The 3,896-nt window shown below is 58.2% G+C and carries 4 protein-coding genes and 1 pseudogene; 3 read left to right on the forward strand and 2 right to left on the reverse strand.

Annotation, left to right across the window (positions count from 1 at the left end):
* Nucleotides 1-705: presqualene diphosphate synthase HpnD (hpnD, locus tag ACTIKR_RS20365; protein WP_442328871.1), on the reverse strand; the 705-nt coding region annotated here is incomplete at its 3' end.
* Complete coding sequence (gene hpnC, locus ACTIKR_RS20370; protein ID WP_193088515.1) at nucleotides 695-1,540, reverse strand: squalene synthase HpnC; 846 nt, start codon at nucleotides 1,538-1,540, stop codon at nucleotides 695-697. The genes hpnD and hpnC, both read right to left, overlap by 11 nt.
* Before the next feature lie 84 nt (nucleotides 1,541-1,624).
* Here hpnC and alr point away from each other — a divergent pair, with 84 nt between their 5' ends.
* From alr to ACTIKR_RS20385, 3 genes and pseudogenes are all read left to right on the forward strand, one after another.
* Nucleotides 1,625-2,800, forward strand: coding sequence for an alanine racemase (alr, locus tag ACTIKR_RS20375; protein WP_442328872.1), 1,176 nt, complete (start codon nucleotides 1,625-1,627; stop codon nucleotides 2,798-2,800).
* On the forward strand, nucleotides 2,790-3,497 hold the full coding sequence (locus tag ACTIKR_RS20380) for an SDR family oxidoreductase (RefSeq protein WP_442328873.1): 708 nt from the start codon (nucleotides 2,790-2,792) through the stop codon (nucleotides 3,495-3,497). The genes alr and ACTIKR_RS20380 overlap by 11 nt, the downstream gene beginning before the upstream one ends.
* Before the next feature lie 198 nt (nucleotides 3,498-3,695).
* A pseudogene (locus ACTIKR_RS20385) lies at nucleotides 3,696-3,896 on the forward strand (DNA repair protein RadA); the annotation flags it as partial.

Raw genomic sequence — 3,896 nt, forward strand, 5'->3', positions numbered from 1 at the left:
CATTAGTCCGGGGCGCTGGGCCCGGCGGTCCTGCTCGTGCAGCAGTTGAACGGCTTCCTGGTACAGCTGGCGCGCGCGGGCCGTCTGAAATGCCATCAATGCGCGAAAGTCGTCGGTCTCCCGGTTGTTCAGGATATCGGCTGCCTTGACATTATGTTTTTGCAGGTCATCAATCGGCAGATAGATCCGTCCGCGCCGGGCGTCATCGCCCACATCGCGAATGATGTTGGTCATTTGCAATGCCAGGCCGAGCTTTTCGGCGTAGGCCAGGGTCTCGCCGTTCTGGTAGGTAAAAATCTGTGCCGACAGCTGACCCACCACGCCAGCCACATGCCAGCAATACTTGCGCAGGCCCGGCCAGTCCATGTAACGGGTCTGGTCCAGATCCATTTGCATGCCGTCGATAATGGCCTGGAACTGTTCTTCGCGCAGCCCGAATGGGCTCAGGTGCGGTTGCAACGCCTGCGCCACCGGGTGTTCGGCCCGACCCTCGAACAAACTGTTTATTTCCTTGCCCCACCAGGCCAGCTTGATGCGGGCAACAGAGGGATCGGTGCATTCATCGACAACATCGTCCACCTCCCGGCAGAACGCATACACGGCCGTGATGGCCCGGCGCTGCTGTGCAGGAAGAAACAGAAAGGCGTAGTAAAAGCTCGAGCCGCTACGCGCCGCTTTCTCTTGGCAATATTGGTCAGGTGTCATAATAATTATTTCGTACGCTGCGCCACGCAATCAGGGCCCAGTCTTTTTTATTCAGTGTTGGTCGGTGGTCAAAGACGTCGCCCGCAACGGCGTCAATTTTTTCCAGTATGCGCATGCCACCCTGGACGATCATACGCAGCTCCAGGCCTGGCCGGCCATGCAGTCGTGAACACAGCGGCGCACCGGCAAGCAGTATTTTACGTGCAAACGCGGTGTTTTCCTGCATTAACTGCGGCCAGCGCCGATTCAGTTGCCGCTTATCAAGGTCCGCATGAGTCATGCCGTGGGCTGCCAGCCTTTCGGCCGGCAGATAATAGCGATGGCGTTGTGTATCGATCGCAATATCCTGCCAGAAGTTAATCAGTTGCAGGGCGCTACAGATATGATCCGATTGCAGCAGCGACGCCTGGTCTGTCACGCGGTACAGATGCAGCAGCAACCGACCTACCGGATTGGCAGAGTAGTGGCAGTAATCGAGCAGGTCCGTGTCGTTCTGAAACGGCCGGTGCCGCACGTCCTGACGGAAAGCGACCAGCAGATCGCGCAGGGGCGTGACCGGCAACTGGTGCTGGTGCATTTCGCGTTGCAGGGCAAGAAAAAGGGACTGGGGCACGTTTTCAAAATGCGTGACTGAAAAATGTCTGGCCTGCATCTGAACCACGGCCTGGTCAAAGGCATCGAGCTGGGCCAGACGGTCCTGGGCGCTGGCCTGACCCTCGTCGGCAATATCGTCGGCGCGTCGGGCAAAGGCATAAATGGCCGTTACCGCAGATCGCAGGCGCCGGGGCAGCAGTATGGATGCTACAGGGAAATTCTCATAATGATCGACGGACATGAATACGCGCTAATGTGGTGATGCAATGATTATAATTTACGCTGATCATTCAAGTACGATGAAATTGACTAGTGGAGCCACACCATGCCGCGTCCCATCCGGGCAGTGATATCACAGCAGGCCATGTCACACAATCTGAGCGTTATCCGGCAGTACCTTGACAATGCCCGGCAAGCCCCGGCAACCACTACGGACGGTGTGCAACCGGCGCTGAGGGGCGCGACGCATATCTGGGCCGTTATCAAGGCCAATGCCTATGGCCACGGGCTGGAAACGGCCATTGGCGGTTTTGCGCAGGCCGACGGGCTGGCGATGCTGGATCTGCAGGAAACGGTACGCGCCCGCGAGGCCGGCTGGCAGGGGCCGCTACTTATGCTCGAAGGGTTTTTCGAGACGCGCGACCTGCCGGAACTGCAGAAGAACCGGGTGGTCAGCACCATTCACCATCCTGAGCAGATCCGCATGCTGCAGGCCAGCACCCTGGCTGCGCCACTGGACGTTTTGCTGAAAATCAATACAGGCATGAATCGGCTGGGCTTTGCGCCACAGCAGTTTGATCGAGTGCATCAGGATCTGCTGGCCTTGCAGCAGCAGGGCAAGGTGGGGCGTATCGGTTTCATGACGCATTTTGCCGATGCCGACGGCGCACAGGGTGCGGTCGATGTGCCGGCAACGGTCTTTCACGATACGATAGACCATTGCCAAGGCAGCATCAGTCTGTGCAACTCGGCCGCTGTGTTGCGGTATCCACAGCTTGCTGTCAGCGCCGCAGACAACTGGGTCCGTCCCGGCATCTGCCTTTATGGCTCTTCGCCTTTTGCCAATACCACCGGCGAAGAGTTCGGACTGCATCAGACCATGACGCTGCAGGCGCGTTTGCTTTCCATCCAGCAGGTCAAGCAGGGGCAGAGCGTGGGTTACGGGTCAACCTATACCGCTACGCGCGATATGCGCGTTGGCGTGGTGGCCTGCGGCTATGCCGATGGTTATCCGCGCAGCGCACCGTCGGGTACGCCGGCATGGGTCAACGGCGTCGCAACCCAACTGGCGGGTCGCGTGTCAATGGATATGCTCACCGTCGATCTGGATCCGATACCCGATGCGACCGTGGGTGACTGGGTAACCCTCTGGGGCAATAAGGGCCCGCATATCGATGAGGTTGCCGCCGCCGCGGGTACAATTGCCTACGAACTGCTATGCGCATTGGCGCAACGCGTTCCGGTCCATGTTCAATACTCAGGAGAATCCGTTGAAAAATAAGTGCGTTCTTGTAACTGGTGCCACCAAGGGTATCGGCTGGGCCATTACCCGTCGTCTGAGCGATGCCGGCGCCCATGTGGTGGGTATTGCCCGACAGGTCAGTGATATTGATTTCCCGGGTTTTCTGTATCAATGCGATCTGAACGACGCCGGCCATACCGAAGAAATGCTGCGCATGATACGCGAGAAATACCCGGTAGATGCGGTGGTCAACAACGCGGGCATCGTGCTGGCGGAAAACCTGGGCGAAGTCAATTTGTCTTCGCTGTATCAGTCCTATGATGTCAATTTGCGTGCGGCTGTACAGGTGACGCAGGCGTTTGTCGAGTCAATGAAAGTACGACGCGAGGGGCGGATTGTCAATATTGCCAGTCGTGCGGCAGGCGGCAAGGCCGGGCGCACCAGCTATTCGGCCTCGAAGGCGGCCTTGATCGGCTGTACCAAAACCTGGGCGCTGGAATTGGCTGAATATGGCATCACCGTCAATGCCGTCTCGCCCGGTCCCATTGAAACTGAATTTTTCCGCAAGGGGCAGCCGACCGGCAGCGAAGAAGAAAAACAACTGCTCACGCGCGTGCCCATGAAGCGCCTTGGACGTCCGGAAGAAGTTGCGGCCGCCGTGGCCTTTTTGCTCTCCGACGAAGCGGCCTATATTACCGGCCAGAATCTGGGCGTAGACGGCGGCGCATCCCTATAGGGGCCTTCCTGACAAGGCGGCGTTGGGTCTCTTTTCAAGGATCCTGGCTAAAGACCTCGATGGGCGCGGTTCGCAACCTGTTCTGCAGCAATCGCCAGCAGCCGTATTTATCATTCATTCAGCGACGGTAACGTGGCTGTACAAGCAGTTTATTCATTTAATGACAGCCCTTGCAGGGCAGTGGGAATCAGGCGCAGTATGGCAAAAGCAAAAACGGTATATGTGTGTCAGGAGTGCGGTGGCGTCAGCGCCAAGTGGCAGGGACAATGTCCGCATTGCCAGGCATGGAACACCATGGTGGAAACCATAGAGCGGGGCAGTGCGCCGGCTACGCCCAATCGTTATGCCCATCTGGCCGAAGCGGCGCCAGTCAGGAACCTGGCCGATATCGAAGCGCGC

Source organism: Advenella sp. (assembly GCF_052108595.1).
GTDB lineage: Bacteria > Pseudomonadota > Gammaproteobacteria > Burkholderiales > Burkholderiaceae_B > Advenella.

Bases quoted from the DNA above. Each gene is read 5' to 3' on its own strand.
- hpnC (WP_193088515.1), bottom strand. From the start codon at position 1,540: ATGTCCGTCGATCATTATGAGAATTTCCCTGTAGCATCCATACTGCTG.
- alr (WP_442328872.1), top strand. From the start codon at position 1,625: ATGCCGCGTCCCATCCGGGCAGTGATATCACAGCAGGCCATGTCACAC.